This window comes from Massilia terrae (genome assembly GCF_024753145.1).
Taxonomy (GTDB): domain Bacteria; phylum Pseudomonadota; class Gammaproteobacteria; order Burkholderiales; family Burkholderiaceae_D; genus Telluria; species Telluria terrae.
This window is the reverse complement of sequence record NZ_JANUGU010000001.1, coordinates 230,303-254,664: the sequence shown is the minus strand read 5'-3', so window position 1 is coordinate 254,664 and position 24,362 is coordinate 230,303. Positions and strand designations below refer to the sequence as shown.

Sequence of the window (24,362 nt, the reverse complement as noted above, 5' to 3'; positions counted from 1 at the left end):
GCTAAAGCACATTTTGGCCTTGCAGGCATCCCCGCCATATCAACGCCGCTTGCAAGCGCGGCGCTATAATGGCATGTTTATGAAGAAACTCGCGCCCGTGCGCGCCTTCCAACCTTTTTGATTGGTAGCAAAATAAAAATGACCGAATTGACCTCCCTGCGCCACATCCCGACCGCGAACGTTTTCCGCAAAGGCGACGTGTTCGTCCTGTTCGGCGAACTGTTCGGCCGCGGCTATGTGAACGGCCTCATCGACGAGGCGCGCAAGACCGGCATGACGATCATCGGCATCACCGTCGGCCGCCGCGACGAGAACGGCACCCTGCGCGCGCTCACCGCCGAGGAACATGCCGAAGCCGAAGCCAAGCTCGGCGGCCGCATCATCAACATCCCGCTCATGGCCGGCTTCGACATGGACGCCCCCGAGGGTGAACAGAACCCGACCGAAATGCTGTCCGGGATTACCCTGAAGTCCTGGCAGGAAGACAAGCTGGACTGGTCGCGCATCGAGCGCTGCCACGAAGCCGGCGTGCGCCGCTTCACCGAGTCCGCCAGGCAGGCGATGGCCGAGATCGACAAGCTGATCCCGCAAGGCGCCAACGTCTTCTTCGCCCACACCATGGCCGGCGGCATCCCCAAGATCAAAGCCTTCCTCGCCATCGCCAACCGCATCTACAAGGGCCGCGGCGAGCGCTTCATGTCCTCGCGCGCCCTGCTCGACAGCGACCTGGGCAAGCTGATCCTGATGAACTTCGACGAAGTCACCGCCAACACGCTCAAGCACCTGATCGACGCCTCGGCGCCGATCCGCGAGCGCGTGAAAGCGGCCGGCGGCGAAGTGCGCTACACCGCCTACGGCTACCACGGCACCGAGATCCTGATCGGCGGCCAGTACACCTGGCAGACCTATACCAACTACACCCAGGGCTACGCCAAGATGCGCCTGGAGTCGATCGCGCAGGCCGCGTGGGCACAGGGCGTCAACGCCACCGTGTTCAACTGCCCGGAGATCCGCACCAACTCGTCCGACATTTTTGTCGGCGTCGAGCTGTCGCTGTTCCCCCTGCTGGCCGCGCTAAAGAAGGAAGGCGGCGGCGCCTGGGCCCAGCAGCAGTGGGACATCTGCCAAAGCCTGCTGGGCGAAGGCACCTCGCTGCAGTCGGTGCTCGACACCATCGAACAGTACAACCAGACCGGGACCAGCGGCCACTTCCGCAACTTCCCGGCCTGGCCGATGGATAACACGCCGGAACTGGCCGACGTCATGATCGGCACCTCGGAAGCCGTCACCGCCCTGCACACCGACAAGAAGGCGCTGATCACCGACCACCTGTCGGCCCTGGTGCTGGAAAGCGCCGGCCCGCTGATGTTCCACGGCGCCTCCGAAAAGATCGCCCCGGTGCTCTGGCTGAACCACGACATCATCGCCCGCCAGCTCAACGAACTCCACAAGTAACGTTCGTACGGAAGTATGAACGTCATCCCCGCGCAGGCGGGGATCCCATTTGACTTTGCTTTTTAACGATCCATGAGCCTCTTCAACCAACACAGCATGTACGAATCCGAGCACACCAAGTTCATCAAGGAGCTCAAGGAAAAGACCCCTGGCATGGACGAGCGCCAGCAAGCCGGCCGCGCCCTGCTGTGGGACAAGGCCCCGATCACGCTGGACGAGCAGCGCCGCATCGCCGAATCGCGCCTGCGCCAGCAAGCCTACCCCTACCAGACCAAGGTCTGAGTCCGGAGGGAGCATGCTGCCCGAGCAGGCTGCGGCGGAAGCGCTGGCCGACCCCGCGCTGGAAGCAGGCGCACCCGATGCGCCTGACGCCTCCGCCGGCGCGCAGGCCGACGCGGCCATCGCGCGCCTGTACGGCGAGCCGGTGCTGCAGCTCCCCAACGACCTGTACATCCCGCCCGACGCGCTCGAGGTCTTCCTCGACGCCTTCGAAGGTCCGCTTGACCTGCTGCTGTACCTGATCCGCAGGCAGAACTTCAACATCCTCGACATCCCGATGGCGCAGGTGACCCTGCAGTATCTGGAATACGTCGAGCAGATCCGGCAGACCAACCTCGAGCTGGCCGCGGAGTACCTGCTGATGGCCGCCATGCTCATCGAGATCAAGTCGCGCATGCTGCTGCCCAAGCGCCACGACGACCTGGTCGAGGAGGTGGGCGACCCGCGCGCCGAACTGGTGCGACGCCTGCTGGACTACGAGCAGATGAAGCTGGCCGCGCAGGAACTGGCCAGCGTGCCGCAGGAAGGGCGCGACTTCTGGCGCCCCACGCTGTTGATCGAACAGGGCGCGGGTCCCGCGTTCCCGGACGTCGATCCCTGGGACCTGCAGCGCGCCTGGATGGACGTGATGCGGCGCGCCAAGCTCACCCAGCACCACAAGATCAGCCGGCAGGAACTATCGGTGCGCGAGCACATGTCGGCCATCCTGCGCACGCTGCAGTCGTCGCGCTTCATCGAATTCACGGAGCTGTTCAACGGCCAGGCCAGCGTGCCGGTGGTCGTGGTGCACTTCGTGGCCATGCTCGAACTGGCCAAGGAAACCCTGATCGAGATCACCCAGGCCGAACCGTTCGCGCCGATCTACGTGCGGCTCGCCTACTCGCCCGCCTGAGGCTGGGCGCCGCGTTCACCGTCTCACCGAAAACCATGAAAATCATTTCCACCATTGAGGAGCTGCGCGACCAACTGCGCGGCCAGCTGCGCACCGCATTCGTTCCGACCATGGGCAATCTGCACGAAGGTCACCTGTCGCTGATGCGCCTCGCGCGCAAGCACGGCGATCCGGTGGTCGCGTCGATCTTCGTGAACCGCCTGCAGTTCGGGCCGAACGAGGACTTCGAAAAATACCCGCGCACCTTCCAGGCAGACGTCGAGAAGCTGGAGAAGGAAGGCGTGTACGTGCTGTTCGCGCCGACCGAGAAGGACATGTACCCGGAGCCGCAGGAATACCGCGTGCAGCCGCCGGACGGCCTGGGCAACACGCTGGAAGGCGAGTTCCGGCCGGGCTTCTTCACCGGCGTGACCACGGTGGTGATGAAGCTGTTCTCGTGCGTGCAGCCGCGGGTGGCGGTGTTCGGCAAGAAGGACTACCAGCAGCTGATGATCGTGCGGAACATGGCGCGCCAGTTCGCGCTGCCGACCGAGATCATCGGCGCCGAGACGTATCGCGCGGATGACGGCCTGGCACTGTCGTCGCGCAATGGCTATCTGTCGGAGGCGGAGCGCGCGGAGGCGCCGTTCCTGTTCCAGGCGCTGAACTTCGTCGCCAATGAAATGCGCAGCGGGCACCTGGATGTGTCGCAGCTGGAGAAGCGCGCGATGGAGGACCTGGCCAAGCGCCAGTGGAAGCCGGATTATGTCTCGATCCGCAAGCGCATCGACCTGCAGCCGCCGTCGGCGGGAGATCTGGCGCAGGGGACGCCGCTGGTGGTCTTGGCGGCGGCGAAGCTGGGGAACACCCGCCTCATCGATAACCTCGAAATCTGAGTTACCCTCAAAACCGTCGTCCCGGCGCAGGCCGGGACCCGTGCTGAGTGGGACGGGCCTGCGACCCATGACGCTCTTCGACGGCGCACGCGGTCTATGGGTCCCGGCCTGCGCCGGGACGACGTGCGGATGTTATCGGGTGAAGTTCAACCGGTGGTGACGTTCTGCGCCCACGCCAGCGCCGACAAGTGCGCCTTGTTGACATCCTCCGGCGTGATCCCCAGCGATTGCGCCAGCGACGCCACCAGGTTCGAATTGAGCTCGCACGCCTCGGCCAGCGCCAGGTAAGGCCCGTACATCCCTTCGCGCGTCAGCAGCGCCCGCACCACCTCGTCCGGCAGCCCGACCGTATCGAGCACTTCCTTCATCGGCAGGCCGAGCAGCCGGTCCAGCAGCGAGAACATGCCCGCCACGAACAGGTTCTCGCCCTCGCCGCGCGCCAGGAACTTCTGGCCCAGCAGTTCGCACAGGCGCGCGCGCACCACCGCGGTTTCCATCAGCACCGGCGAATAGCCGCTGGTGCTAGCCGTCGCCAGCAGCAGCGTCAGCCAGCGGTACAGCGGCGCATAGCCCATCAGCGTGATGGCCTGGCGCAGCGACTGCACCTCGCGCCCCGCGCCGAAGCCGGCCGAGTTGATGAAGCGAAGCAGCTTGTAGATCAGCGCCGGATCGCGCTTGAGCACCGCTTCCAGCTTGGGAATGTCGTCGTTCGACTGCACCATCTTCATCAGCTGCAGGATGATGGTCTGCGCCGGGTTCATGCCCTTGACGTCGCCGCCCGGGCGCGGCGTGAGATGCAGCTTGCCGACGAAGGCGTCCAGCCCCAGCGCGGCGCAGGCGTCGAAGTCCTGCCAGGTGGTGACCGGACGGCCCACCAGCCGCACCGCCGAGGCCTTGGCCGACGCGTAGGCGCGCGCCTGCGCGCCGACGTCGATGCCGGTGAAGCGCACTTCGGCGTAGGACGCCACGCGCGACAGGTTCTTGGACAGCAGGTTGGCGTCGGCGCCGCCGATCGAAATGCCGACCCCGCCCGCGCGCAGCGCCTGCATCGCGGCCAGCGTGTCGCGGTCGCCCAGTTCGCGTCCCTGGATGGTCAGCACGGTGCGCGCCGCCGGCAAGGCATGCAGCGCGTCGGTCGACAGCATCTCGGCCACGGCGTCGATGAACAAGAGCTTGTCGCGCAGGAGCCAGTCGCCGTCCTCGTCGACCATGTGTGCGGCGACAAAAGTGATCAGCGATTCGAGGTGAGCAGCCTCGACCCGCTGGCCGAAGCGCTGCCACGACAGCTCGTAGCCGATCACCTTCTGCTTCGGATCGAGCAGCGGTTCGCGGACGATGAAATTAGTCTGGTGCATAGTGAATCGCGGGTGCCGCCGGTGGCGGTGTCAGAAGCCGAGGCTCTCCAGCAGGTCGTCGACCTGGCCCTGGTTGGCCACCACGTCGGCATTGGCTTCCGGGTTGATCTGGGGGCCGTTCATCAGCCCGTTGTCGTACTCGCGCTTGACCTCGGCCGGCGCGAAATCGACCAGCAGCTCGACCAGCTGCGTCTCCAGGTTCTGGGCCAGCGCCGTGACCCGGCTGATCACCTGCCCGGTCAGGTCCTGGAAGTCCTGGGCCATCATGATGTCCATCAGGTGCTGCCGGGTGGCGGCGGCGTCGCGCTGGTTGGCCTGCAGCTGCGCGATGCTGGCTGCGGCCAGCGCGCGCCAGTCCCCTTCCTGGCCGCCGTCGAGCAGCGCCTGCCAGCGCGCCGCGATGTCGCCGCTGCGCTGGTCGATCGCGTCCTGCATCGGGTTGGCGGCGTCGGTCGCGTTCAGCACTTTCTGCGCCGCCTGTTCCGACAGCCGCGCCACGTAGTCGAGGCGGTCGCGCGCGTCCGGAATGTCGCAGGCGGCGCGCTCGATCAGCTTGTCCAGGCCGAGCGCGCGCAGGCTGTCGTGCAGCGTGCGGGTCAGGTGCCCGATGCGGCTCAGGACCTCGTCATGCGAGGCCGCGGCGCCAGTCTGCTCGCTCATTTACGCCGCCTTTTCGAGCTTCTCGAAAATCTTGTTCAGCTTCTCGTCCAGGGTCGCCGCCGTGAACGGCTTGACCACATAGCCGTTGGCGCCGGCCTGGGCGGCCGCGATGATGTTTTCCTTCTTCGCTTCCGCGGTCACCATCAGCACCGGCAGCTTGGCCAGCGCGGGATCGGCGCGGATGTTTTGCAGCATGGTCAGGCCGTCCATGTTCGGCATGTTCCAGTCCGATACGACAAAGTCGAACGGCTCGCTGCGCAGCTTGGCCAGCGCCTGGACGCCGTCTTCGGCCTCGTCGACATTGGCATATCCCAGTTCTTTGAGCAGATTCTTGACGATGCGGCGCATCGTCGAGAAATCGTCAACGACCAGGAAACGCAATTTGGGATCAGCCATGTATTACTCCGTTGATTCTTTTACTCGGGTTGGGTGGGGACTTCGGCCGTGCGACGGGCAAGGCTACAGGATAGCATTTTTTGTTGCCCACAGGCCATAAACGGGCATGGAAACGACAGCACGCGGATCAAACACGCAACGCCCTTCCGCCGTGCGCGGCGAGGTGGCCGAGCACCATGCCCGGCAGCGCCGACAAGGGCCCGATTTCGTGGGTGGCGCCGACGGCGATCGCCTCGCGCGGCATGCCGAACACCACGCACGAGGCCTCGTCCTGGGCGAAGTTGAAGGCGCCCGCCTCTTTCATTTCCAGCATGCCGGCGGCGCCGTCGCGGCCCATGCCGGTGAGGATGACGCCGACCGCGTTCTTGCCGGCTGCCTGCGCCGCCGAGCGGAACAGCACGTCGACCGAGGGACGGTGCCGGTTCACCGGCGCGCTCTGCTCGATGCGGGTCATGTAGTTGGCGCCCGAGCGCACCAGCATCAGGTGCGAATGGCCGGGCGCGATGTAGGCGTGGCCGGGCAGCACGCGCTCGTTGCCGGCGGCCTCGGTCACGCTGATCTTGCACAGTGAATCGAGGCGCCTGGCGAAGGAGGTGGTGAAGCCTTCCGGCATATGCTGGGTGATCAGGATGCCGGGGCAGTCGGACGGCATCTGCATCAGGAATTCGCGGATCGCCTCGGTGCCGCCGGTGGACGCGCCGATGATGATCAGCTTTTCCGACGACGTCAGCGGGCTGCGCAGGGCCGGCAGCACCGGCGCCGGCGCGACCGCGTGCACCGGCCGCGGGCGGATGCGGGCGCGCGCGGCGGCCCGGATCTTATCGCAGATCATGTCGGTGTATTCGCGCATCCCGCTCTGGATCGAGATCTTCGGCTTGGTGACGAAATCGACCGCGCCCAGTTCCAGCGCGCGCATGGTGATCTCGGAGCCGCGCTCGGTCAGCGAGGACACCATCAGCACCGGCATCGGGCGCAGCCGCATCAGCTTTTCGAGGAAGTCCAGGCCATCCATCTTGGGCATCTCGACGTCGAGCGTGAGCACGTCGGGGTTGGTGCGCTTGATCAGGTCGCGCGCGACCAGCGGGTCGGGCGCCACACCCACCACTTCCATGTCGTCCTGCGAGTTGACGATCTCGCTCATCACGCTGCGGATCAGCGCGGAGTCGTCGACGATCAACACCTTGATTGTCATTGCTTGGCCCTTTTAAATCAGAACAGGTCGATGTCGCCGGCGACCGGCTCGACCTTGAGGCGGCTGGCGTAATCGAGCTCGCGCCGCGCCAGCGTATCGTTATGGGTTTGCATCAGCTTCTTGACCAGCACCTTGCCGTTGTGCGGGAAGAAGTAAACCTTGCGCGGGTAGATGTCGTTCAGGTCTTCGGCCAGGATCGGGATGCGCTCGGTCTTGAGGAAGTTGGTCACGAAGGCCGCGTTACGCTCGCCCACATTCATGGCCGTGAAACCGCGCAGCACCGCGCCGCCGCCGAACACCTTGGCTTCCAGGCTCTCGCGCCGCGCGCCGGCCTTCAGCAGGTCGTTGATCAGGACCTCCATCGCGTAGGTCCCGTAGCGCATCGAGGCCGACACCGGGCCGCTGTCGCCCCCGTCCGGCAGCATGAAGTGGTTCATGCCGCCCAGCCCCGTCACGCGGTCGCGGATGCAGGCGGCCACGCAGGAGCCGAGCACGGTCACGATCAGCATGTTCTTCGGCGTGTAGTAGTACTCGCCCGGCAGGATCTTGGCGGCGTCGCAGTCGAACGTTCGGTCGTAGTAGACGTTGGTGGCGAAATGGGCGTTCATGTCGGGTGTGCGCTAGGCGTGGTTAAGCTCGTACACCGTCTTGCCGCGCAGGCGCAGCGCATCGGACACGTACAAAAAATTCTCGGAATGGCCCGCAAACAGCAGGGCGTCCGGCTTCATCAGCGGCACGAAGCGGGCCAGGATCTTGCGCTGCGTTTCCTTGTCAAAGTAGATCATCACGTTGCGGCAGAAGATGGCGTCGAAGCTGCCGGACAGGCGCCAGTCGGCGTCCTGCAGGTTGAGCTGGCGGAAGCTGACCAGGTTGCGCAGCTCCGGGCGCACCCGCGCCATGCCGGCCTGGCTGCCCTTCCCCCGCAAAAAGAATTTGCGCAGGCGTTCCGGCTCCAGCTTGTCGACCCGCTCCATGCCGTAGATGCCCTCGGCCGCGGTGGCCAGCACATTGGTGTCGATGTCGGTCGCGACGATGTTCACCGGCGGACGCAGCGTGCCAAAGGCTTCGCACATCGTCATCGCGATCGAATACGGTTCCTCGCCGGTGGAGCTGGCCGAACACCAGATATTCAGCTGGCCGCCGTGGCGCGCGCGCGCGGCCACCGCATGGTCGGCCAGCAGCGGGAAGTGGTGCGCCTCGCGGAAGAACGAAGTCAGGTTGGTGGTGAGCGCGTTGGTGAACGACTCCCACTCGTGGTCCATGCGGCCCGCCTCCAGTTCGTCGAGATAGTTCGCGAACACGGCGATGCCGGTGGCGCGCAGGCGCCGCGCGAGACGGCTGTACACCATCTCCTGCTTGCTGTCGGCCAGCGAAATCCCGGCGCGCCGATAGATCAGCGCGCGCACGCGCTCGAAGTCGCGGCGCGTGAACTCGAATTCCTTGGCGGTGTCTGGGGTGTGCGGCACTTTGCCTTACCTTCGTCTTTCGTGCGGGTACCAGCCCCGGCCCTGGCAGGCCGGCCAGGGCATACAGTGCCTGCCTTGCCTTTACGCTGCCAGCTTGTCGATCAATCCCATCTCGCCCGACGACATCAGCTTGTCGATGTCGATCAGGATCAGCATGCGCTCGTCCACCGTGCCCAGCCCCGTCAGGTAGTCGGTGTTGAAGGCGGTGCCCATCTCCGGGGCCGGCTTGATCTGGTCCGGCGACAGGGTGGTCACGTCCGACACGCTGTCGACCACCATGCCCATGATGCGGCCGCTGATGTTCAGGATGATCACCACCGTGAACTGGTCGTACACCGGGGTGCCCAGCTTGAATTTGATGCGCATGTCGACCACCGGGATGATGATGCCGCGCAGGTTGATCACGCCCTTGATGAATTCCGGCGCGTTGGCGATGCGGGTCACCGCCTCGTAGCCGCGGATCTCCTGCACCTTGAGGATGTCGATGCCATATTCCTCGGAGCCGAGGGTGAAGGCGAGGAACTCGCTGCCGGCGCCGTCGCGCGTTTCGGCTGCGTTGCTGTTGGTGACTGTGGACATGGGTTTTTCCTTCGTTGGCAAAACAGGGATTTATGAAACAACGGTGTCGTCGGCCAGCTGGCGCGAAGAGCGCAGCAGCGCCGCGACGTCCAGGATCAGCGCCACGCCGCCATCGCCGAGGATGGTGGCGCCGGAGATCCCGGCCACCTTGCGGTAATTCGATTCCAGGTTCTTGACCACGACCTGCTGCTGGCCCACCAGCTCGTCGATGAACAGCGCCGCCTTGCGCCCCTCGGTCTCGAGGATGACGACGATCGCCTCGGACGGATCGGTATAGCGCGGCTCGATGCCGAACATCTGGTGCAGCGGGATCAGCGGCAGGAATTCGCCGCGCACCTTGAGCACGCGGCCCTGGCCGGCGATCTCCTTGATGTCCTCGCGCGCCGGCTGCAGCGACTCGACCACGAAGCCGAGCGGCAGGATATAGATCTCCGGGCCGCAGCGGATCGACATGCCGTCCAGGATCGCCAGCGTCAGCGGCAGCGAGATCGAGATGGTGGTGCCGAAGCCCTTGGCCGAGCGGATGTCGACCACCCCGCCCATCGCCGTGATGTTGCGCTTGACGACATCCATGCCGACCCCGCGGCCGGAGACGTCGGTGACCACTTCGGCGGTCGAGAAGCCGGGCGCGAAAATCAGCTGCCAGACGTCGGCGTCGCTCATGCCTTCCGGCGCATCGAGGCCGTTCTGGCGCGCCTTGGCCAGGATCCGTTCGCGGTTCAGGCCACCGCCGTCGTCGGCCACTTCGATCACGATATTGCCGCCCTGCTGGCCGGCCGACAGGAACAGGCGCCCGGCCTCGGTCTTGCCGGCCGCGCGGCGCGCCGCCGGCATCTCGATGCCGTGGTCGATGCTGTTGCGGACCAGGTGGGTGAGCGGATCGACGATGCGCTCGATCAGGCCCTTGTCCAGCTCCGTGGCCGAACCGTGGGTGATGAAGTCGACCTTCTTGCCAAGCTTGCTGGCGAGGTCGCGCACCATGCGCGGGAAGCGCGAGAACACGAAGTCCATCGGCATCATCCGGATCGACATCACCGCTTCCTGCAGGTCGCGCGTGTTGCGGGTCAGCTGGCCGACCGATGACAGCAGGCGCTCGTGCAGCATCGGATCGAGGTCGCTGGTGCGCTGCTCGATCATGGCCTGGGTGATCACCAGCTCGCCCACCAGGTTGATCAGCTGGTCGACCTTCTCCACCGACACCCGGATCGAGGACGATTCGGCATGCGAATGGGCCGTCTTGTCGTTCCTGGAGGCGGCCTTTTTCTCGGCCGCGACCTCGGAGATTTCGAGGGGCTCCGGCCCCGTCGCCAGTTGCGCCTTGGGCTGCTCGGCCTTGATCCCGGCCTGGGCCCGGATCACATCGATCGGCTGGAAGAAGCCGTAGCCGCGCTCGTCGTCGGACAGCTCCGGCTCGGCCTCGGCCGGTTCCTCGTTCATGTCGAAGAAGCCGTAGCCCTGGTCGGCCTCGATGCGGGCGCGCTCTTCGCGCTCGATGCGGCGCTGCTCGGGCGTGAGCGGCGGCGCCTCGAACACCTTCAGGTCTTCCGGCTCCAGCACGAAGGAGCAGATCGCGATGATGTCTTCCAGGCTTTCGCGGGTGGTGATGATGATCGCGCTGCGCCCGCCCTCGATCGGCGCCACCGAGATCCGGCCCAGCAGGCCCAGTTCGTCGACCAGCGCGTTGACGTCGCGCTGCGGCACCTGCGGCAGCTCGATCTTGAAGCGGCGCGCGCCCTCGACCGGATGCTCGCCCTCGCCGGCGTCGCCGCCATGCAGGAAGGACGGCAGCGCCTGCTGCTGGGAGCCGGGCACCAGGCCATCGGCCAGGTCGTGCAACACCATGCGCACATTGCCGACCGCTTCCTGGTCGACCTCGGCCCCGTGCTTGTGGCCGTCCAGCTGCATCTTGAGGATGTCCTTGGCCGCCAGGAAGGCGTCCACGTGCTGCCCGGTCAGCGCCATCTCGCCCTTGCGGATGCGGTCCAGCAGCGACTCCAGCACGTGGGTCACTTCGCTCATGTCGTTCAGGCCGAAGGTGGCGGCGCCGCCCTTGACCGAGTGCGCGGTGCGGAAGACCGCGTTCAGGTCTTCCGCATCCGGGGCCGCCACATCGACGCCCAGCAGCAAACGCTCCATTTCGGCGAGCAGTTCTTCCGCTTCGTCGAAAAAGACCTGGTAAAACTGGCTGATGTCGATGGTCATGTCGCTTCCGTGATTACGCCGCGGCGCTTAGCCGATGACTTTCTTGACCACCTCGATCAGGCGCTGCGGGTCGAACGGCTTGACCAGCCAACCGTTGGCGCCGGCCGCGCGGCCCTTGGACTTCATCTCGTCCGACGATTCGGTGGTCAGCATCAGGATCGGCACCTTCTGGTAGGCCGGCAGCGCGCGCAGCATCTTGATCAGCGACAGGCCGTCCATGCGCGGCATGTTCTGGTCGGTCAGCACCAGGTCGACCGCCTGCTGCTTGGCCTTGTCCAGACCGTCCTGGCCGTCGACCGCCTCCACCACCTGGTAGCCCGCGGCTTTCAGCGAGAACGCCACCATCTGGCGCAGCGAACTGGAATCGTCGACTGCGAGAATTGTTTTTGCCATGTTTGCTCCTGCCTTTTTAAATCTTGATTTGGTTGCGCCTGTTGTTAGAACAGCTCGATGTCGCCGCTTTCCATGTGCTTCTGCTCGACCGACCTGCGCAGCACGCTCTTCAACTCCAGCGACTGGATTGCCAGCGCCATGTGGACCTTGCCGAGGCGGTCCACGATTTCTTCCTGCCCGCTTTCGGGCACGATGCCGGCGCCGTGCGCCCCCAGCGTACCGAGGAATTCGGACAGGCCGGTGACACGCTTGACGCTGCGGTCGATCAGCTGCCCGGTCATGTCCTGGAACTGCATGCTGGTCACCGCCAGGTTGACGTGCTGGCCGATTTCATCGGACATGCGGGCCAGCGCCTGGCGCTCCTCCTCAAGCAGCGGCTCGCCCGCCAGCAGGCGGTCCACCAGCGGCTGGCGCGCCGCGATCGCGCCGTGGATCGCCAGGAAGCTGGCGGTCAGCTTGTCGATCGCTTCCTGCAGCAGCAGTTCGGTCTGCACGAGATCCGTCTCGACCTCGGCCAGGTGCCGGCGGCCGTGCTCGGACACGCCGGACATCAGGCGCTTCACGTGCGAACCCAGTATTTTTTTGCGGGTCATCTTGGCTCCTCCTTCGCCGCCTTACCTGGCCACCGCGGGTGCGGGCGCCGGCGCCGCTGGCGCCGCCGTTCCTGCCGCCGCGGCGGTCACTACGCCGTTCGCGTCTTGCGCCGGCACTTCGAGCTTGCCGGCATCGCGCCGGATCGCTTCTTCCGTGCGCTTGTTCAGCACGATGATGCTGATGCGCCGGTTGATCGGATCGAACGGGTCATTGCGGTTGAGGGGCGCGGCCGAAGCCAGGCCCACCACCCGCATCACCTTCTCGTCATGCATGCCGCCGATGACCAGCTCGCGCCGCGAGGCATTGGCACGGTCGGCCGACAGTTCCCAGTTGCTGTAGCCGGCGTCGCTCATATAGGGCGTGGCGTCGGTGTGGCCGGACAGGCCGATCCGGTTCGGCACGTCGTTCAGCACGGCGCCGATGGTGCGCAGGATCTCGCGCGTGTACGGCTCCAGCTCGGCCTTCGCCAGCTGGAACATCGGCCGGTTCTTCTCGTCGACGATCTGGATCCGCAGGCCCTCGCTGGTAATATCGAGCAGCAGCTGGTTCTTGAACTTGCGCAGGTTCGGGTCGCTCTCGATGGTCGCCTCGATGCGCGCCTTCAGGTTCTGCAGGCGGCCCTGCTCTTCCTTCTCGAGCGCGGCCTTGGCCGCCGACAGGTCGTAGGTCTTCTTGTCGGCCGGGACCTCGCCGCGCTTGACCTGGCCGTCGCGCTTGGTCAGGTCCTTGCCGCCGCCCTGCAGCACCGACGCCGAGTCGCCGCTGCCCGAGCCGCCCGACATGGCGACCTTGAGCGGGGTCTTGAAGTATTCCGCGATGCCTTGCAGGTCGCCCTTGGTGGTCGAGCCGAGCAGCCACATGAGCAGGAAGAACGCCATCATGGCCGTGACGAAGTCGGCATACGCGATCTTCCACGCGCCGCCGTGGCCACCGCCGTGGCCCTTCTTCACTTTCTTGACGACGATTGGCCGCTGGCCTTCATCGGCCATATGCCCTCCGCAGGCTCATATGCTCGTGGTTCAACGCTGGTCCTTACTTGGCCTTGGCCTTCTTGATGTGCTCTTCCAGCTCGGCGAAGGTCGGGCGCTCGGTCGAGTACAGCACCTTGCGGCCGAATTCCACCGCCAGCGCCGGCGCGTAGCCGTTCAGGCTCGCCAGCAGCGTCACCTTCACGCACTGGATCATCTTGCTCGACTCTTCCAGCTTCTGCTCCAGCAGCGTGGCCAGCGGGCCGATGAAGCCGTAGGCCAGCAGGATGCCGAGGAAGGTGCCGACCAGCGCCTTGGCGATCAGGATGCCCAGTTCGGCCGGCGGGATGCCGACCGACTCCATCGTGTGCACCACGCCCATCACGGCAGCCACGATACCGAAGGCCGGCAGGCCGTCGCCGACCTTGGCGATCGCATGGGCCGGCACCGAGGCTTCCTGGTGATGGGTCTCGATTTCATTGTCCATCAGGTTTTCGATCTGGAACGCGTCCATATTCCCCGAGACCATCAGGCGCAGGTAGTCGGTCATGAACTCGACCACGTGGTGGTCGGCCAGCACGGCCGGATACTTGGAGAACAGCGGGCTTTCGGCCGGCGCCTCGATATCGCCTTCGATCGACATCAGGCCTTCCTTGCGCACCTTGGACAGCACGTCGAACAGCAGCGCCATCAGCTCCATGTACAGTTCGCGCGTGTAGCGCGAGCCCTTGAACACGGTCGGCAGCGCCTTCAGCGTGGCCTTGACCGTCTTGCTGTTGTTACCGACAAAGAAGGCGCCGAGGGCGGCGCCGGCGATCATCACGAGTTCGAGTGGCTGGAACAGTGCCGCGAGATGGCCGCCTTCCATCGCGAACCCGCCGAACACGGCAGCGCAGACGACCACGTATCCGATAATGACTAACAAACCCTGCTCCCTAGTCCGTCCCGGTACATTGCCAGGACAAAATGTATTGAAACTAAAAAATATTTACTCTGGGGAACTAAGATAGCGTGAGAACGCCCCTTCGGGCAAGTAAATCTGCGGAAATGTCGTCTAAAAGTGGCAGTGAAACGGCTTTTAAAACAGCGTTCTTGACAGGGCTCAAGCTGAGCTGATTTACAGAGGAACAAACGTGCTCTCTGAGTTAGAAGCGCCATATGTATAAGTTGCGGCCGCTTCCTTCCGGCGCCAGCACCTCGTCGGGCGGATGGCCGGGAATGTCGAACTCGTAACTGGCCAGCGCGCTGCCGGGCCGCATCTCGGCCCTGGCCTTGCGCCATAGCGAACCCATCGCGGCGGGCGACAGGTAGGCGAATACCAGATCGTAGTTACCGAAATCGAGGTCTTCATAATCGCCGCGGACGAAGCGCGCCGGGCTGCGCGCGAGCGTGGCCCGGAGGCGGCTGACAAGCCAGGGCAGCGGCGCCAGCTCGATCCCTTCGATGCGCGCATCCGGACGGCGGCGCGCCAGGTCGAGCGCCAGCCCGCCGAAGCCGCTGCCGATATCGATCGCGCGCGGCGCCCCGCCCTGCGGCAAAAGCTCCGCCACTGCGGCGCGCACCTTGCGTCCCGATGGGTAGTAAGGCACCTGGGTGCGGAAGGTCGACCAGAACAGCACGAGGAAGACGAGGAAGGCGCCGAGGAAGACGGCCGGCGGCAGATCAAGGAGCTGCGCGCCCAGCACCGCCAGCGGAAACGCGAACTGGATCGCGCACCACCAGCGCGCCAGTCCCAGGCGGGCCGACAACAGCGCTGCCACCGCCCCCTGCACCAGCGCCACCTGCAGGTAGCCGGGCGCGGCGCCGAAGCGGGCGGCGAGATAGATGATGGCGAGGGTGGGCGCCAGGCTGGCGCACTGGATCAGCAGCGCGCGCACGGCCGGGATGGCGCCAAAGCGACGAAGGGCGCTGCTCGCGCGGCGCCCTTCGGGAATCGGATGACGGGAAATCACGCAGCCTGCAGTGCAGCGGCTTCCTTCGATTTGCGGGTCTTGCCGGCGCGCGAAGGCATGTGGCACAGGCCGCACTGGTAGCCGCGGTTCAGGTCGAGCGCATTGACGACGAACTTGCCCTGGCAGCAGCTGCACGGCGCCAGCGTCAGCATGTCGCTCTGGAAGAAGCGCACCAGCGTCCAGGCGCGCGTCAGCGACAGCAGCGGCTCCTCGCCCCCGTCCGGCGGCATCTGTTCGAGATAGAGCTTGTAGGCCTTCATCACGGCCTGGATGCCGCTGGCCCCGGCGTACTCGACCAGGAATTTGTGGATATTGATGAACAGCGAGGAATGGATATTCGGTTGCCAGGTCAGGAACCAGTCGGTCGAGAACGGCAGCATGCCCTTCGGCGGCGACACGCCCTTCAGTTCCTTGTACAGCTTGAGCAGCCGCTCGCGCGACAGCGACACTTCGTTTTCCAGCAGTTGCAGCCGCGCGCCCAGCTGGATCAGCTCGATGGCAAGCTGGATTTCCTGGGCTTCCGTCACCACGCTTTTCTTGCTCATGTTCCGCTCCGGATTAGTTAAGCGGTTACTTAAGCGATTTCTTCGACCGGCTGGCCGGCCATCAGGATCGCCGCATGCGACTGCGCCAGCGAACGGTCCTTGTTGTAATTGGTGAGCATCGACAGGATGGCCGCGTCGTCGAAGCGGAAGCGGGCCAGCATCATGTTGCCGCCTGCCAGTTTCAGGATCTGGGCGTTGCTCATGCCCTCGATCAGGTCGGCAATGTCGGCGGAGATACCGAGACGGAAGATCGCGGTGACTTTATCGGCGCGGATCATTTGTTGGGCAAGCATCAGGTAGCTCAGGTTGGCATCCCGAATTTCAGCCATCATGTCGTTCGCAGTCATTTTCTTCTCCGTTATCCGATTGAATCCTGGACTTCTTTTTCGTTTCCAGGTGGACACATTCTGACCGTGGGGAAACTTTTCGGATATAGGGAGGACGCTGGATTTTTCGTCCGGCAAAGACGAAGACGATCCGTAGGGTTTTGTCTGACAAACCCTTGCGAATCGGGGAGATTCCCTGCCAAAACAGGGACTTAGCTTTGTAGGTGATGTCCTACGCTAGAAAGAAACAGCTCTGATGCGATCTACAACTTTTTTGATTTACGACAATTCTTGGCTGAACTTTAGGGTCAAACCAAAATTTTTTTCGCTGCTTTAAAACAACAGTCGTATCTCAGGTAACGGCCGCCTCCCGGAAAACTTTAGGGTCTCGTGCAAGTTTTTTTTCAAACCCCGGGGGCAGGCACGCGCATTTCCGCGTATCTGGAATGATTAACGGCACCGATTTCGGGAACTTTAGGGTTTTTTCGAAAAAATTTTAAAAAAATTTGTTTCTTTGATTTCAAGGACTTAGCGCAAGCGCCTGTCGACAGAGGCCGATTCCTTGCTACACTTGCATCTCCCAAGCCAATACTTGAGGCTTAAAGCAAGCCCACACAAAGGTCCTGCATGCACACTCCTCCACTTTGGGACATCAGCCCGACCATCTCGGCCGATCTCCCGGTCTGGCCCGGCGATACCCGGTTCGACGCCAGCGCCACCTGGGAGATCGGCAACGGTTGCCCGGTCCACGTCAGCCGGATGACCATGACCACCCATCTCGGCGCGCATACCGACGCGCCCTCCCATTACGACCCGGCCGGCGCCAGCATCGACGCCGTCGGCCTCGCGCCCTATATCGGTCCGTGCCGCGTGATCCACTGCATCGGCGCGGCCCGCGTGCTGCCCGCGCACGTGGAAGCGCACCTCGACGGCCTGCCGCCGCGCGTGCTGCTGCGCACTTACGACAAGGCCCCGCAGGCGCAATGGGACGCGCAGTTCGCCGCCGTCGCGCCCGAGACCATCGAGCTGCTGGCCGCGCGCGGCGCGCTCCTCATCGGCACCGACACCGCCTCGCTCGACCCGCAAGACTCGAAGACCCTCGAGGCCCACCACGCGGTGCGCCGGCACGGCATGGCCATCCTCGAAGGCGTGGTGCTCGACGAGATCGCGGAAGGCGACTACGAACTGATCGCCCTGCCCCTGAAACTTGCAGGCATGGACGCGAGCCCGGTGCGCGCGATCCTGCGCCCGCTGGCGCGAAAGGACTGACGCATGGCTCACCAGATCACCCGCGACGACTGCCGCGCGCGCGACGCCGACGACCCGCTGGCCCGCCTGCGCGAGCGCTTCGACCTGCCGCAAGGCGTCATCTACCTCGACGGGAATTCGCTCGGCGCCCGCCCCCGCGCCGCGCTCGAACGCGCGCAACAGGTGGTGGCGCAGGAATGGGGCCAGGGCCTGATCCGCAGCTGGAACACGGCCGGCTGGTTCGCGCTGCCGGGCCGCCTCGGCGACCGCATCGCCCCACTGATCGGCGCCCGCGACGGCGAAGTCGTGGTCACCGACACCACCTCGCTCAACCTGTTCAAGGCGCTGGCCGGCGCGCTGGCGATGCAGGAACAGCGCGACCCCGCGCGCCGCGTGATCGTCACCGAGCGCTCCAACTTCCCCACCGATATCTACATGGCCGAAGGGCTGACGCGCTGGCTCGACCGCGGCTGGCGCCTGCACCTGGTCGACAACCCGGACGAGCTGGATGAAGCAGTCAATAGCGACTGCGCGGTGCTGATGCTCACCCACGTCAACTACCGCACGGGCTACCAGCACGACATGGCCGCCGTCACCGCGCTGGCGCACCAACACGGCGCGCTGGCGCTGTGGGACCTCGCCCATTCCGCCGGCGCGGTGCCGGTCGACCTGCACGCGGCGCAGGCCGACTTCGCGGTCGGCTGCACCTACAAATACCTCAACGGCGGTCCCGGCGCGCCGGCCTTCATCTGGGTCCCGCAGCAGCACCAGGCCGCGTTCGCGCATCCGCTGTCCGGCTGGTGGGGCCACGCCCGGCCATTCGACATGGCGCCCGCCTTCAGCCCCGCCGACGGCATCGTGCGCGCGCTGTGCGGCACCCAGCCGGTGCTGTCGCTGGCCCTGGTTGAATGCGGGCTGGAGATCTTCGAGGAGACCAGCATGCAGGCCCTGCGCACCAAATCGCTGGCCCTCACCGACCTGTTCATCGAGCTGGTCGAGAGCCGCTGCGGCGGCCATCCGCTCGGCCTGGTCACGCCGCGCGAGCACGCACGGCGCGGCAGCCAGGTCAGCTTCACCCATCCGCACGGCTTCGGCGTCATGCAGTCATTGATCGAGCGCGGCGTGATCGGCGACTACCGCGAGCCGCACATCATGCGCTTCGGCTTCACGCCGCTGTACACCAGCTACGCCGACGTCTGGGACGCGGTCGAGCAGCTGCGCGACATCCTCGACCGCGGCGACTACCGGATCGACGCCGAACGCGGCGCCGTCACCTGAAGGGACACAATGGACAGCAAGGACAACAAACCGGCCGAATGGCACGGCGCCAAACTGGATTTTGCGGGATCGATGAGCTATGGCGACTACCTCGGCCTGGACCAGATCCTGTCGGCCCAGCACCCGCTCTCGCCCAACCACAACGAGATGCTCTTCATCGTCCAGCACCAGACCAGCGAGCTGTGGCTGAAGCTGATGCTGCACGAGATGCAGGCGGTGCGCGCGCAGATCCGCGCGGGCGAGCTGCCGCCGGCCTTCAAGATGCTGGCCCGCGTGGCGCGCATCATGGACCAGCTGGTGCATGCCTGGGACGTGCTGGCGACGATGACCCCGCCCGAATACACCGCGATCCGGCCCTACCTCGGCGCCTCGTCGGGCTTCCAGTCCTACCAGTACCGCGAGCTGGAATTCATCCTCGGGAACAAGAACGCCAACATGCTGCCGGTGCACGAGAAGCGGCCGGAGTTGCACGCGATCCTCGAACGCGAGCTGCATGCGCCGTCGGTGTACGACGAAGCGGTGATGCTGTTGGCGCGCAGCGGCTTCGCGATCGCGCCCGAGCGCATCGAGGGCGGCTTCACGCAGCCGACGCGCTGCGACGAATCGGTCAAGGCCGCGTGGCTCGAGGTGTACAAGGATCCCGAGCACCACTGGGCGCTGTACGAGCTGGCCGAAAAGCTGGTCGACCTGGAGACCTCGTTCCGCTTCTGGCGCTTCCGCCACGTGACCACGGTCGAGCGCATCATCGGCTTCAAGACCGGCACCGGCGGCACCGCGGGCGTGAGCTATCTGCGCAAGATGCTCGACGTGGTGCTGTTCCCCGAATTGTTCGCGCTGCGCACGGCGCTTTGAAAGGAAGATTCACATGATCTGCGAAGTCATCACCCTCCCCGGCCTGTGGAACTCCGGGCCGCAGCACTGGCAGACGCTGTGGGAGCGCAGGCACGCGGGCTTTCGCCGCATCCAGCACCGCGACTGGAACCATCCGCAGCTGGAGGAATGGATGGCGGAGCTGGATGGCGCGATCGCGGCATCGCGCGGGACGCCGATTTTGGCGGCGCACAGCCTGTCGTGCGCGCTGGTGGCGCATTGGGCGCAGTCGGCGCCGCACCTGAAGATTGCCGGGGCCTTCCTGGTGGCGCCCAGCGACACGGAGGCGCCGAACTATCCGAAGGAGGCGGTCGGGTTTGCGCCGATGCCGATGCAGAAGCTGCCGTTTCCGAGCATTGTGGTGGCGAGCGCGAACGATGAATACGTCAGCATCGAGCGAGCGCGCGCGTTTGCGCAGGCGTGGGGCAGCAAGCTGGTGGAGATTGGGGATGCGGGCCACATCAACGGCGCCAGCGGCTACGGCGATTGGCCGGAGGGCGAACGGATGCTGCTCGATTTTTGCGACCAGCTGCGCGCATAGTTAGCTTAAAAACCGTCGTTCCCGCGAAGGCGGGAACCCATAGGTAAGCAGCGGGTCCGCACATTGGCCGCTTACCTGCACACTCAGCATGGGTCCCCGCCTGCGCGGGGACGACGGTTTTGGTGACTGCGGCTTACTTCGCCAGCAGCATCTCGTTCAAGCGCTTCACAAACGCCGCCGGATCCGCCAGCGTGCCACCTTCGGCCAGCATCGCCTGATCAAACAGGATATGCGACCAGTCCGCAAAGCGCGGGCTCGCCGCGTCCTCGTCCTTCAGGCGCGTCACCAGCGGATGGTTCGGATTGATCTCCAGGATAGGCTTGCTGTCCGGCGCAGTCTGCCCCGCCGCCTTCAGCATGCGCACCAGGTTACCCGACAATTCGTTCTCGTCCGCGACCAGGCAGGCCGGAGAATCGGTCAGGCGGAAGGTCACGCGCACGTCCTTGGCCTTGTCGCCCAGCGCAACCTTCATCTTCTCGACCAGGTCCTTGTACTGGGTCTCGGTCTCCTCGTGTTCCTTCTTCTCGGCCTCGTCCTCCAGCTTGCCCAGGTCCAGGCCGCCCTTGGCCACCGACACCAGCTCCTTGCCTTCGAACTCGCCCAGGAAGGACAGCATCCACTCGTCCACGCGGTCGGTCATCAGCAGCACTTCCACGCCCTTCTTGCGGAAAATCTCCAGGTGCGGGCTATTCTTCGCGGCGACGAAGCTTTCGGCCGTGACGTAGTAGATCTTGTCCTGACCCTCCTTCATGCGGCCGGCGTAGTCCGCGAACGAGACCTTCTGCTCGTCGCTGTCCTCGTTGGTCGAGGCGAAGCGCAGCAGCTTGGCGATGCGGTCCTTGTTGGTCGCGTCTTCGCCGATGCCCTCCTTGAGCACCTGGCCGAACTCGCGCCAGAAGGTGGTGTACTTCTCCTTCAGTTCCTGCTCGTCCGCGTTTGCCATTTCTTCCAGCATGCCCAGCACGCGTTTGGTCGAGCCCTCGCGGATCACGCGCACGTCACGCGACTCCTGCAGGATCTCGCGCGAGACGTTCAAGGGCAGGTCGGCCGAATCGATCACGCCCTTGACGAAGCGGAGATAGGTCGGCATCAGTTGCTCGGCGTCGTCCATGATGAACACGCGCTTCACGTACAGCTTGATGCCGCCGCGCTTGTTGCGGTCCCAAAGGTCGAACGGCGCGTGGCTCGGGACGTACAGCAGCTGGGTGTATTCGCTGCGGCCCTCGACGCGGTTGTGGGTGTACGCCAGCGGTGGCTGGAAGTCGTGCGAGACGTGCTTGTAGAACTCCTCGTACTGCTCCTTGGTGATGTCCGACTTGGAACGGGCCCAGAGCGCGCTGGCCTGGTTGACGGTCTCCAGTTCGTCCTTGAGCACCGATTCCTGCTTTTCCTGGTCCCATTCCTCCTTCTGCATCACGATCGGGATCGAGATGTGATCGGAGTACTTGCGGATGATGGACTTGAGCTTCCACGCGGAGAGCAGTTCGTCCTCGCCCTCGCGCAGGTGCAGGATCACATCGGTGCCGCGATTCGGCTTGTCGATCTGCTCGACGCTGTAGTCGCCCTCGCCGGCCGACTCCCAGCGCACGCCCTGCGCCGCATCCAGCCCGGCGCGGCGGCTCTCGACCGTGATGCGGTCGGCCACGATGAAGCCCGAGTAGAAGCCGACGCCGAACTGGCCGATCAGGGCCGCGTCGGCCTGCTGGTCGCCAGACAGCTTGCTGAAGAATTCCTTGGTGCCCGACTTGGCGATGGTGCCCAGGTGCGCGATCGCTTCCTCGCGCGACAGGCCGATGCCGTTGTCGGAAATGGTGACGGTGCGCGCGGCCTTGTCGAAGCTGACCTTGATCTTCAGCTCGTGGTCGTTGCCGTACAGGGCGTCATTGTTGATCGCCTCGAAGCGCAGCTTGTCGGCCGCGTCGGACGCATTCGAAATCAGCTCGCGCAGGAAAATCTCCTTGTTCGAATACAAGGAGTGAATCATCAGATGCAGCAGTTGTTTAACTTCAGCTTGAAAGCCAAGAGTTTCTTTTTCGGCAACAGCCATGTTTTCCTCGGTAAGTTGGTTAAACGGACTGCGGGGATATGGGGACGGCAAAACGTTTTTCAAGAGCTATCATCCCGGACTGGGGAACCTGCTGCGAGCCCTGCTGTCCAATCCCGGCAAGCGATAACGGGAGTACCATCAACAACAAACTGAAAGGTGGCGCATGGGCACGCGACTTGGCGAGCTGGTCGAGCTGTTTGGCGGGCGGTTGGTGGGCGATCCGGACGTGCGTGTCGACGGCGTTGCGCCGCTCGAGCGCGCGGAGGCGGCGGAGCTCAGCTTCCTGGGCAACAGCAGGTTGCGGGCCCGGGCCACGCAGAGCCGGGCGGCGGCCATGATTCTTGCACCGGCGGACGAGGAGGCCGTTTCGGCGGGCTATTCCGGCGCACTCATCGTTACAAGCAATCCCAGCGCCTATTTCGCCAGGGCGGCGCAACTGCTGCAGGCGCATTGGGTGGCAGTGCCCGGCATCCACCCCGGCGCCGTCGTGCACGAAAGCGCACGGGTCGACCCAGGCGCCCAGATCGGCCCGCTCGTCACCATCGAGGCCGGCGCCGTGATCAAGGCCGGCGCCATCATCGAGGCCGCCTGCTACATCGGCCCCGGGGCGGTGGTCGGCGCAGGCACGCATTTCTTCCCCAAGGTCACCTTCCATGCGCGCTGCGTCATCGGCGCCCGCGGCATCATCCACTCCGGCGCGGTGATCGGCGGGGACGGTTTCGGCTTCGCGCTGGAAGACGGGCGCTATATCAAGATGCCGCAAACCGGGCGCGTGGTACTAGGCGACGACGTCGACATCGGCTCCAACACCACCATCGACCGCGGCGCCATGGACGACACCGTGATCGAGGACGGGGTCAAGCTCGACAACCAGATCCAGATCGGCCACAACTGCCACATCGGCGCCCACACGGCCATGGCGGGGTGCGTCGGCGTGGCCGGCAGTACCCGGGTCGGCCGCCACTGCACCTTCGGCGGCGCGGCCATGGTCAACGGCCACATCGAGATCGTGGACAACGTCCACATTACGGCCGGCACCCTGGTCGCGGCATCGATCACGGCGCCGGGGCGCTACACGGGCTACTACCCGATCGCGCCGAATGCCGAGTGGGAACGCAACGCCGCCATCTTGCGCAGGCTGTCGTCCTACCGCGACCGCATCCGCGCGCTCGAAAAGGCGGTCCAGGCCGGTAGTGCTGAGCAGAAATAGGCCGGTCCGGCCGGATTCGGAACACTTGACTATCGGACCCGAAACGTCGACAGTGAAAGGGAGACCCGCAACCAGTGAGCTTACGATGGAAATGAAAAGAATCCACTCCGGGAAGCTGCGCGCTATCGGCTATGACTCGCGCGAGCGCATCCTGCGCGTCGAATTCGAAGATGGCAGCGCGATCGACTACTCGGGCGTCGGGGACTACGTCTGGCGCACGCTGTCGACCACGGGCTCGGCGTGGAGCTACTACCGCGACAATATCGAGGAAGAGTATGCGGGCCGCACCGGCAAGGCCGAGCGCAAGAGCAATCTCGACGCGCTCAATGCCCTGTTCGGATCGCCCCCTCCACCCGACAAGGACGCATGACCGTTCCTTTCGGCGCGGTATCGCTGCCGTCCTGCTTGCCCGGCCATGACGGGGCGATGCAATCTTACCGATCCGTCCCATCCGCGGCGCACGAGCGCGGGTACAATATCGGCTTTTCATCGCCCCAACCCAACAGGAAGAGTACATGTCCGTCTACGACAAGCTGAAAGAACTGAACATTACCTTGGCCTCGCCGGCCACCCCGGCCGCTGCCTACGTCATGTATGTACAGACCGGCAACCTGGTCTTCATTTCCGGCCACATCGCCAAGAACGTGGACGGCTCGCCGAACACCGGCCTGCTGGGCAAGGACAAGACCACGGAACAGGGCCAGCAAGCGGCCCGTTCGGTGGCGATCGACCTGATCGGCACCCTGCAGGATGCCTGCGGCGGCGACCTGAAGCGCGTCAAGCGCATCGTCAAAGTGATGAGCCTGGTGGCATCGACGCCCGAGTACAACGAACAGCACCTCGTCACCAACGGCTGCTCGGAACTGCTGGGCGAAGTGTTCGGCGACGCCGGCAAGCACGCGCGCTCGGCCTTCGGCGTGGCCTCGCTGCCGCGCGGCACCTGCGTCGAAATCGAAATGATCGTCGAAGTGGCGTAACGCTAGAATTTAGCTGCAAATCCCGGGCCCGCTCCCACCAGGAACTGGCCCTCTGTCGAGCC

General features: G+C 64.9%; 27 protein-coding genes. 11 read left to right on the top strand and 16 right to left on the bottom strand.

What is annotated here, in order from left to right; genetic code table 11:
- Positions 1 to 138: 138 nt before the first annotated feature.
- The 4 genes from NX778_RS01250 (at position 139) to panC (ending at position 3,501) form a co-directional block, all read left to right on the top strand.
- A complete protein-coding gene (locus NX778_RS01250; RefSeq protein WP_258809875.1) occupies positions 139 to 1,455 on the top strand; it encodes an enoyl ACP reductase FabMG family protein in 1,317 nt (438 codons plus the stop codon).
- 72 nt (positions 1,456 to 1,527) lie between these two features.
- A complete protein-coding gene (locus NX778_RS01245; RefSeq protein WP_258809874.1) occupies positions 1,528 to 1,737 on the top strand; it encodes a DUF3460 family protein in 210 nt (69 codons plus the stop codon).
- 13 nt (positions 1,738 to 1,750) lie between these two features.
- Positions 1,751 to 2,626: a segregation and condensation protein A gene (locus NX778_RS01240; RefSeq protein ID WP_258809873.1), complete on the top strand. Its 876-nt coding sequence runs from the start codon at positions 1,751 to 1,753 to the stop codon at positions 2,624 to 2,626.
- A 35-nt stretch (positions 2,627 to 2,661) separates the two neighbouring features.
- Positions 2,662 to 3,501 (top strand): pantoate--beta-alanine ligase, encoded by an 840-nt coding sequence (gene panC / locus NX778_RS01235; RefSeq protein WP_258809872.1) that lies wholly within the window; start codon positions 2,662 to 2,664, stop codon positions 3,499 to 3,501.
- A 146-nt stretch (positions 3,502 to 3,647) separates the two neighbouring features.
- Here panC and NX778_RS01230 read toward each other — a convergent pair whose 3' ends face one another.
- The 15 genes from NX778_RS01230 to flhD form a co-directional block, all read right to left on the bottom strand.
- A complete protein-coding gene (locus NX778_RS01230) occupies positions 3,648 to 4,856 on the bottom strand; it encodes an EAL and HDOD domain-containing protein (protein ID WP_258809871.1) in 1,209 nt (402 codons plus the stop codon).
- A 30-nt stretch (positions 4,857 to 4,886) separates the two neighbouring features.
- On the bottom strand, positions 4,887 to 5,516 hold the full coding sequence (gene cheZ / locus NX778_RS01225) for a protein phosphatase CheZ (protein ID WP_258809870.1): 630 nt from the start codon (positions 5,514 to 5,516) through the stop codon (positions 4,887 to 4,889).
- On the bottom strand, positions 5,517 to 5,912 hold the full coding sequence (gene cheY / locus NX778_RS01220) for a chemotaxis response regulator CheY (RefSeq protein ID WP_258809869.1): 396 nt from the start codon (positions 5,910 to 5,912) through the stop codon (positions 5,517 to 5,519).
- Between the two features lie 127 nt (positions 5,913 to 6,039).
- The gene (locus NX778_RS01215) at positions 6,040 to 7,104 is read right to left on the bottom strand and encodes a protein-glutamate methylesterase/protein-glutamine glutaminase (RefSeq protein WP_258809868.1); all 1,065 of its coding nucleotides are present in this window, start codon (positions 7,102 to 7,104) and stop codon (positions 6,040 to 6,042) included.
- A 17-nt stretch (positions 7,105 to 7,121) separates the two neighbouring features.
- Positions 7,122 to 7,712: a chemoreceptor glutamine deamidase CheD gene (gene cheD, locus NX778_RS01210; RefSeq protein WP_258809867.1), complete on the bottom strand. Its 591-nt coding sequence runs from the start codon at positions 7,710 to 7,712 to the stop codon at positions 7,122 to 7,124.
- 12 nt (positions 7,713 to 7,724) lie between these two features.
- Entirely contained in the window at positions 7,725 to 8,570 is an 846-nt protein-coding gene (locus NX778_RS01205) for a CheR family methyltransferase (protein WP_258809866.1), read from the bottom strand.
- A gap of 81 nt (positions 8,571 to 8,651) precedes the next feature.
- Positions 8,652 to 9,149, bottom strand: coding sequence for a chemotaxis protein CheW (locus tag NX778_RS01200; protein WP_258809865.1), 498 nt, complete (start codon positions 9,147 to 9,149; stop codon positions 8,652 to 8,654).
- A 30-nt stretch (positions 9,150 to 9,179) separates the two neighbouring features.
- Positions 9,180 to 11,351, bottom strand: coding sequence for a chemotaxis protein CheA (gene cheA / locus NX778_RS01195; RefSeq protein ID WP_258809864.1), 2,172 nt, complete (start codon positions 11,349 to 11,351; stop codon positions 9,180 to 9,182).
- A gap of 27 nt (positions 11,352 to 11,378) precedes the next feature.
- Positions 11,379 to 11,744 carry a response regulator gene (locus NX778_RS01190; protein ID WP_258809863.1) on the bottom strand — a complete coding sequence of 122 codons (366 nt, stop codon included), beginning with the start codon at positions 11,742 to 11,744 and terminating at the stop codon, positions 11,379 to 11,381.
- 44 nt (positions 11,745 to 11,788) lie between these two features.
- Positions 11,789 to 12,337: a chemotaxis protein gene (locus NX778_RS01185; RefSeq protein ID WP_258809862.1), complete on the bottom strand. Its 549-nt coding sequence runs from the start codon at positions 12,335 to 12,337 to the stop codon at positions 11,789 to 11,791.
- Between the two features lie 21 nt (positions 12,338 to 12,358).
- Positions 12,359 to 13,327, bottom strand: coding sequence for a flagellar motor protein MotB (gene motB / locus NX778_RS01180; protein WP_258809861.1), 969 nt, complete (start codon positions 13,325 to 13,327; stop codon positions 12,359 to 12,361).
- A gap of 43 nt (positions 13,328 to 13,370) precedes the next feature.
- The gene (gene motA, locus NX778_RS01175; protein WP_258809860.1) at positions 13,371 to 14,231 is read right to left on the bottom strand and encodes a flagellar motor stator protein MotA; all 861 of its coding nucleotides are present in this window, start codon (positions 14,229 to 14,231) and stop codon (positions 13,371 to 13,373) included.
- Positions 14,232 to 14,451: 220 nt separating this feature from the next.
- The gene (locus tag NX778_RS01170) at positions 14,452 to 15,258 is read right to left on the bottom strand and encodes a class I SAM-dependent methyltransferase (protein WP_370661297.1); all 807 of its coding nucleotides are present in this window, start codon (positions 15,256 to 15,258) and stop codon (positions 14,452 to 14,454) included.
- Positions 15,255 to 15,803, bottom strand: a complete 549-nt coding sequence (gene flhC / locus NX778_RS01165) for a flagellar transcriptional regulator FlhC (RefSeq protein ID WP_258809859.1) — start codon at positions 15,801 to 15,803, stop codon at positions 15,255 to 15,257. Before flhC ends, NX778_RS01170 begins: the two co-directional genes overlap by 4 nt.
- A 29-nt stretch (positions 15,804 to 15,832) precedes the next feature.
- A complete protein-coding gene (gene flhD, locus NX778_RS01160; RefSeq protein ID WP_258809858.1) occupies positions 15,833 to 16,150 on the bottom strand; it encodes a flagellar transcriptional regulator FlhD in 318 nt (105 codons plus the stop codon).
- A 606-nt stretch (positions 16,151 to 16,756) separates the two neighbouring features.
- Between flhD and kynB the strand changes: the two genes are divergently transcribed.
- Genes kynB through NX778_RS01140 form a run of 4 tightly spaced genes read left to right on the top strand, consistent with a single transcriptional unit; the run spans position 16,757 to position 20,066 of the window.
- On the top strand, positions 16,757 to 17,398 hold the full coding sequence (gene kynB / locus NX778_RS01155; protein WP_258809857.1) for an arylformamidase: 642 nt from the start codon (positions 16,757 to 16,759) through the stop codon (positions 17,396 to 17,398).
- 3 nt (positions 17,399 to 17,401) lie between these two features.
- Positions 17,402 to 18,655 carry a kynureninase gene (kynU, locus tag NX778_RS01150; RefSeq protein ID WP_258809856.1) on the top strand — a complete coding sequence of 418 codons (1,254 nt, stop codon included), beginning with the start codon at positions 17,402 to 17,404 and terminating at the stop codon, positions 18,653 to 18,655.
- Positions 18,656 to 18,664: 9 nt separating this feature from the next.
- Positions 18,665 to 19,507 (top strand): tryptophan 2,3-dioxygenase, encoded by an 843-nt coding sequence (gene kynA / locus NX778_RS01145; RefSeq protein ID WP_258809855.1) that lies wholly within the window; start codon positions 18,665 to 18,667, stop codon positions 19,505 to 19,507.
- 13 nt (positions 19,508 to 19,520) lie between these two features.
- On the top strand, positions 19,521 to 20,066 hold the full coding sequence (locus NX778_RS01140) for an RBBP9/YdeN family alpha/beta hydrolase (protein ID WP_258809854.1): 546 nt from the start codon (positions 19,521 to 19,523) through the stop codon (positions 20,064 to 20,066).
- Positions 20,067 to 20,199: 133 nt separating this feature from the next.
- Here NX778_RS01140 and htpG read toward each other — a convergent pair whose 3' ends face one another.
- On the bottom strand, positions 20,200 to 22,113 hold the full coding sequence (gene htpG / locus NX778_RS01135; protein ID WP_258809853.1) for a molecular chaperone HtpG: 1,914 nt from the start codon (positions 22,111 to 22,113) through the stop codon (positions 20,200 to 20,202).
- A gap of 163 nt (positions 22,114 to 22,276) precedes the next feature.
- Here htpG and lpxD point away from each other — a divergent pair, with 163 nt between their 5' ends.
- The 3 genes from lpxD (at position 22,277) to NX778_RS01120 (ending at position 24,300) form a co-directional block, all read left to right on the top strand.
- Positions 22,277 to 23,323 (top strand): UDP-3-O-(3-hydroxymyristoyl)glucosamine N-acyltransferase, encoded by a 1,047-nt coding sequence (gene lpxD, locus NX778_RS01130; protein ID WP_258809852.1) that lies wholly within the window; start codon positions 22,277 to 22,279, stop codon positions 23,321 to 23,323.
- A 91-nt stretch (positions 23,324 to 23,414) separates the two neighbouring features.
- A complete protein-coding gene (locus tag NX778_RS01125; RefSeq protein WP_258809851.1) occupies positions 23,415 to 23,693 on the top strand; it encodes a KTSC domain-containing protein in 279 nt (92 codons plus the stop codon).
- A 145-nt stretch (positions 23,694 to 23,838) separates the two neighbouring features.
- Entirely contained in the window at positions 23,839 to 24,300 is a 462-nt protein-coding gene (locus tag NX778_RS01120) for a RidA family protein (RefSeq protein WP_258809850.1), read from the top strand.
- Positions 24,301 to 24,362: the final 62 nt, after the last annotated feature.